Raw genomic sequence first — 5,324 nt, forward strand, 5'->3', positions numbered from 1 at the left:
CCGCGGGGGCGGTCCCGGCGGTGTCCACCTCGGCGAGGATCTCCGCGGCGCGGTCGAGCGCCACCGACACCACCGAGGACCCGGCCGAGTCGATTCCCGTCTCGGTGTGGACTCGTTTGCCCACGTGGAGGGCCTGCTGAGCGAGTCGGTGCAAGGTCGTGCCCGCCGCGCCGATATCGGACGCGGACTGGTAGGCGGTACGGATCTGCCCGATGATCTGCTGCTCGCCCACCACCATCGAGTCCAGGCCCGACGCCACCGAGAACAGATGCTCGGCCGCCGACTCCGAGTAGCGGACGTAGAGGTGGCGGCTGAGTTCCTCGGCCGAGAGGCCCGAATGCCGCGACAGCAGATCCACCACGTCGTCGAGCGCCGGGTGGAACGCCTCCACCGCCGCGTAGACCTCGACGCGGTTACAGGTGGTGACGATCATCGCCTCGTCGACGTGGCGGCCACTGATCAGGCTCTCGGTGAGGGCGTCGCGGTCGGCTTCCGCGACCGCGACCGACTCCAACAGGGCGACCGGGGCGCTGTGGTGGGACAGACCCACCAGGAGAATGCTCACGACCGACCCCCGGACGCGAGTGCCGTTGGCACCCATGCCAGAATGGACACCGTCGCGTCAACTCGGGGCACAACGACTCGGGACACCGTCAACCGCGGGACGACACTGAACGCACAGCCGGAACAGTGGTCCACAGTCGGTCGTCTCCTGTCGGTCTGCACGGCTGCACGCAGGACGATTCCCCATGGGAACCCCTGCCGGGACGGCCGTGGCCTGGGCCTGCGTTCGACCCGCAACGAACTCCACCGTAACCCGCTTGGCACCCCGGGACAAAACCGTCGCCGGGCCGGATGCTATGCCCGGGTGACGGCGTGCGGCCACCATGAGCGACGCGGCCCCTCGGCCGCTCTGGCCCATGTCGCGGCACGCGCGGCCACCCCACCGCCGGGGACGCGGAGGCGACGTACGGTCAAGCGGTGCCGCCTCGCCGCAGGTCCCCCGCGACCCCGTCCTCCACCACCGCGTCCCCGTCGAGACGTGGGTCCGGGCGGGCGTCCCGCGCCAGGTACGCGAAGCGACGGCAGCGACGCCTCTCGCGCGTCGACAACGACCTCACCGCGTCGCAGTGGGCCGACCTCCTCCACGCGTGGGCCGGATGCGCCTACTGCCGTTCGCCGAGCCCGGCCCTTCAGCGCGACTGCGTCATGCCCGTGTCGCGAGGCGGTCGCTACACGCTGGAGAACGTGGTCCCCGCGTGCGCCTCCTGCAACGCGAGCAAGCACAACAGCGAGGTCACCGGGTGGCTGCGGCGCAAGAAACTCGACGAGCGCACGTTCCTGGTCCGGCACGCGACGATCCTGCGGGCCCTGCGAGCCGACGAGTAGCGCGAGCCCGGTGGGCGAGGGTTCAGTCCCAGCCACCAAACGGCTCGGGGGCGGCGAGGTCGGCGCTCAGCTCGTCGTCGTCGACCTCCCAACACGAGTGCTCCGCACCGTCCACCAGGACCACGGGCAGGCGGTCCCCGTATTCCACCGCGAGCTCGGGATCGGCGGCACGGTCCACGTCCACCACCTCGAGCCGGGCGCGCGCGCGGGCGCACAGCGGCAGCAGCTGGCCGTGGACGCGGACGCAGCTTCCGCAGCCCTCGCGGGTAAGCAGGGTCACCGTGTGCACCATGCACTGATAGTGCCCGACCCCCTCCGGGCTCCCCTAGGATGGGGTCCCACCCCCACTAGGAGGTCCACCCGGTGAACGACCACACCGACGCCGCCGATGACTCAGACCCGGCCTCGAATCCGGACCCGGCGTCGGATTCAGACCCCATCGTGGAGTCGGACCCGGACCCGGACGCAGGTGGCACCCGTCTCCGGCTTCCCGGGCGGGCGGACGTCACCAGTGCCATCGGCCGACTGATCTGGCGCCGTCGCAACCACCGCGACCAGCGCGTCGCCGGCGAGGCCTCGGCCAGGAACGCGGTCAAGCTCGAACCCGGGGCCGAGCCGGGCCCGCCGCTCGCCGACGCCACCGCCGAGGACCTCGACGACCACGCCGCGACGCAGTTCGTCCCCGACCCGCAGGCGGCGGCGTTCTTCGACGTGGACAACACCCTCATCCAGGGCGCCTCGATCATCCTGCTCGCCCGCGGGTTGGCCAAGCACAAGTTCTTCACCGCGCAGGACGTGGCGTCGATGGCGTGGTCGCAGGTCAAGTTCCGGGTCTCCGGCAAGGAGAACGCCGAGGATGTGGCGGCGGGCCGCGAGAAGGCCCTGAACTTCGTCAAGGGTCACACCGTCGCAGAGCTGACCGCGCTGAGCGAGGAGGTCGTGGACACCTCGATGCTCGACCGCGTCTGGCCCGGCACCCGCTCGCTGGTCCAGATGCACCTCGACGCCGGTCAGCAGGTCTGGTTGGTCACCGCGACGCCGGTCATGCTCGCGCGGGTGATCGCGTCGCGGCTCGGACTCTCGGGTGCGCTGGGCACGGTGGCCGAGGAGGAGGACGGCGTGTACACGGGCCGGTTGGTGGGCGACATCCTCCACGGGCCGGGTAAGGCGCACGCCATCTCCACCCTCGCCGAGGCCGAGGGCTTCGACCTGTCCAAGTGTTACGCGTACTCGGACAGCTTCAACGACATGCCCATGCTCACGATGGTCGGCCACCCGGTGGCCATCAACCCTGACGGGCGGCTCCGCAAGTACGCCTCGGAGAACGGCTGGGACATCAAGGATTTCCGCACCGTGCGCAAGGCCGCCAAGAAGGCGGTCCCGGGTGTGCTCGCGGTGGGCGGGCTGGCCGGCGCGCGGGCGGCCGTCAAATCCTCGTACGGCGTGCGCACCATCGACCAGATCCGACGGATCTTCTGACCCGACCGCCCCCGAACCGCCACCAGACCCGAACCGCCAGCAGACCCCCGCCGGCGAGCGCGGCCGCGCGGCTCAGCCGAAGAAGACGCTCCCGCGACGTGCGAGGTTGCGGAACAGGGTGTTCTGGATGGTCTCGCGGACCTGGTCGGTGATCTCGAAGACGATCATCGGGTCGTCGCCGGCGTCCGGCCCGAGGTGGGAGGTCTCGATGGGTTCGCCGAACTCGATGGCCCACTTGGTGGGCAGCGGGATCCCACCGAGGGGGCCGAGCAGGGGGAACGTCGGTGTGATGGGCAGGTACGGGACCCCCAGCAGGCGCGCCAGCGGGGAGAACTCGCCGATCTTGGGGTAGATCTCCTCCGACCCGACGACCGAGCACGGGATGATCGGCGCGCCGGCGTCCAATGCGGTGGAGACGAACCCCCCGCGGCCGAAGCGCTGCAGCCGGTACCGGTCCGAGAACGGCTTGCCCAGTCCCTTGTAGCCCTCGGGCCACACGGCGACCACGTGTCCGCTCTCGAGCAGACGCTCGGCGTCGGCGGCGCAGGCCAGGGTCGCCCCGGCCCGCCTCGCCAGTGGCGCGGACACGGGAAGCGTCATCGCCAGGTCGGCGGCCAGTAGCCGCAGGGCGCGTCCCGCGTGGTCGTGGACGGCGACGGTGGTCATCATGGCGTCGAGCGGGAGGACGCCGGCGTGGTTGGAGACGATCAGCCCGGCGCCCTCCGCCGGGACGTTCTCGGCGCCGATCACCTCGACCCGGAACCAGTGTTCGAACAGCGGACGCCACATCGGCAGCCACACGTTCTCGTGGAAGTGCTCGTCGAAACCGAACTCGTCGACCTCGTAGCCGCCGGTGAGCCGCGTGGCGATCAGCTCGCCGATCCCGTTGATCGTGTCGACCAACCCCGACAGCGCGCTGACGTCGCCGGTCGCCAGCATCACGTCGACACCCCGCGCGGCCTCGCGGACGGGTCCCATGACCTCGGCGTCGACGGGCAGTGCCTCGATGACCTGGCCGAGGGAGTCCCGCACCGCGGTGAGGAACCGGTCGACGATCCGGCCGATCTCGGTGGCGGCGGCATCACCGGGGGTGGTCTCACCGAGGAAACCTTCACCCACGATGCGGGAACTCCGTGAATCGCGGCGGCCCTCCCCCCAGCGGGGCCCACCGAGTGGCTGGCTCAGGTCGAATTCAGGGCCCCTCACAGCGCCTCCTCCTGGATAGCGTCGGCCTCGTGCGCGTCGGCCTCGTGCGCATCGGCCTCGTGCGGGTCGGGCAGCGCCCCGAGTGCCTCGAGCTCGCACAGGGTGGTGTCGACCCCCGAACGGAGCCGGTCGGCCACCGGGGCCGGGAGCAGGGCGGCGACCTTGGCGGTCTGGCGCTCGAGCGAGGCGCGGGTGATCAGTGGCTCCGTCCCGGAGTCCACGAGGTAGGAGTGCAGCGCCTCCTCGGTGGAGTACCTGGGTGTGAAGCCGAACTCCCGGCGCATGCGTGTGGTGTCCACGGCGCGCCCGAAGCGCAGGTACCGCAGCTGGGAGGAACCGATGTCGCGCAGGCCCTGACTGGACAACAGACGCACGGCGAGCTTGAACGTCTGCGGCGGCACCGGCAGCGGGACGTGCCCGGCCCGCCGGATCGCCTGGCTCAGCGTGAGGACCCCGTCTCCGGCGATGTTGAACGTCCCCGGCGCGGCACCCTGGGTGGCGTGCAGGAGCGCGTCGAGTGCGTCCTGCGGGTGCAGCAGCTGGATGCGCGGGTCGTACCCCGCCAGGACGGGGGCGATCGACGGCGCGAGCAGTTCCCCGAACACCGTGGGCTCGGGAAGGCCGAGGATCGCCGGAATCCGCAGGATGGTCACGTCGATGTCCGGCCGCTTACGGGACATGCCCCGGACGTACCCCTCGACCGCCAGGTGGTCCAGGGGGATGCCTCCGCTGGGTTGGCGGCGGGCCGCCATGTCCTCGGTGAACATGGCCGGGTCCACACCCGAGGAGCCGTAGACGGTGGTCGAGGAGATCAGCACGAACCGCTTGACGCTGGCGGCCCGGCCGCAGGCCGCGATCACGTGCATCGAGCCCATGATGTTGGCCTCCTTGACGGCGGCGCGGCCGCCCGGGGCGAAATCGGTGTGGTGAAGCCCGGCGTGGACCACGGTGTCGATGCCGGCGTCCCGCAGGATGCTCTGCAGACGCGGCGACTGGGGGTCGAGCCGGACGAACTCGGCGTCCCGCATCCGGCGGCGGTGTTGCGGCGACGGTTTGACCGAGTCGATCGCCAGCACGCGCTCGACGGTCTCGGTCCGGAGCAGCATCCCCACGAGGTGGGCACCGAGGTACCTGCTCCCGCCCACGACGGCGACCGCCCGGGCGGGCCGACGGGTTGGCGCTTCGGGGTTCACCCAGACCACTGTAGCGGGGGACCCCCGCGTTCCGTTGCCCGGTCCGCGCCCCCGCCC

Annotated in this window: 6 protein-coding genes; 2 read left to right on the forward strand and 4 right to left on the reverse strand. The window is 71.3% G+C overall.

From position 1 onward, the window contains the following. Positions 1-565, reverse strand: a 565-nt coding sequence (gene hemA / locus IY392_RS15490) for a glutamyl-tRNA reductase (RefSeq protein ID WP_194861685.1), incomplete at its 3' end; no start/stop codon positions are given. Between the two features lie 416 nt (positions 566-981). Here hemA and IY392_RS15495 point away from each other — a divergent pair. After that, complete coding sequence (locus tag IY392_RS15495) at positions 982-1,389, forward strand: HNH endonuclease (protein WP_194861686.1); 408 nt, start codon at positions 982-984, stop codon at positions 1,387-1,389. 22 nt (positions 1,390-1,411) lie between these two features. On the opposite strand, the gene IY392_RS15500 is transcribed toward IY392_RS15495, so the two are convergent. After that, the gene (locus tag IY392_RS15500) at positions 1,412-1,681 is read right to left on the reverse strand and encodes a glutaredoxin family protein (RefSeq protein WP_107757336.1); all 270 of its coding nucleotides are present in this window, start codon (positions 1,679-1,681) and stop codon (positions 1,412-1,414) included. Positions 1,682-1,752: 71 nt separating this feature from the next. Here IY392_RS15500 and IY392_RS15505 point away from each other — a divergent pair, with 71 nt between their 5' ends. Next, complete coding sequence (locus IY392_RS15505) at positions 1,753-2,868, forward strand: HAD family phosphatase (RefSeq protein ID WP_194861687.1); 1,116 nt, start codon at positions 1,753-1,755, stop codon at positions 2,866-2,868. A gap of 72 nt (positions 2,869-2,940) precedes the next feature. Here IY392_RS15505 and IY392_RS15510 read toward each other — a convergent pair whose 3' ends face one another. Both IY392_RS15510 and IY392_RS15515 read right to left on the reverse strand, forming a co-directional pair. After that, on the reverse strand, positions 2,941-4,074 hold the full coding sequence (locus tag IY392_RS15510) for a lysophospholipid acyltransferase family protein (protein WP_194861688.1): 1,134 nt from the start codon (positions 4,072-4,074) through the stop codon (positions 2,941-2,943). Then, positions 4,071-5,267 (reverse strand): NAD-dependent epimerase/dehydratase family protein, encoded by a 1,197-nt coding sequence (locus IY392_RS15515; RefSeq protein ID WP_231750348.1) that lies wholly within the window; start codon positions 5,265-5,267, stop codon positions 4,071-4,073. The genes IY392_RS15510 and IY392_RS15515 overlap by 4 nt, the downstream gene beginning before the upstream one ends. Between the last annotated feature and the right edge of the window lie 57 nt (positions 5,268-5,324).

It is taken from the genome of Dietzia sp. SYD-A1, from assembly GCF_015356725.1.
Taxonomy (GTDB): domain Bacteria; phylum Actinomycetota; class Actinomycetes; order Mycobacteriales; family Mycobacteriaceae; genus Dietzia.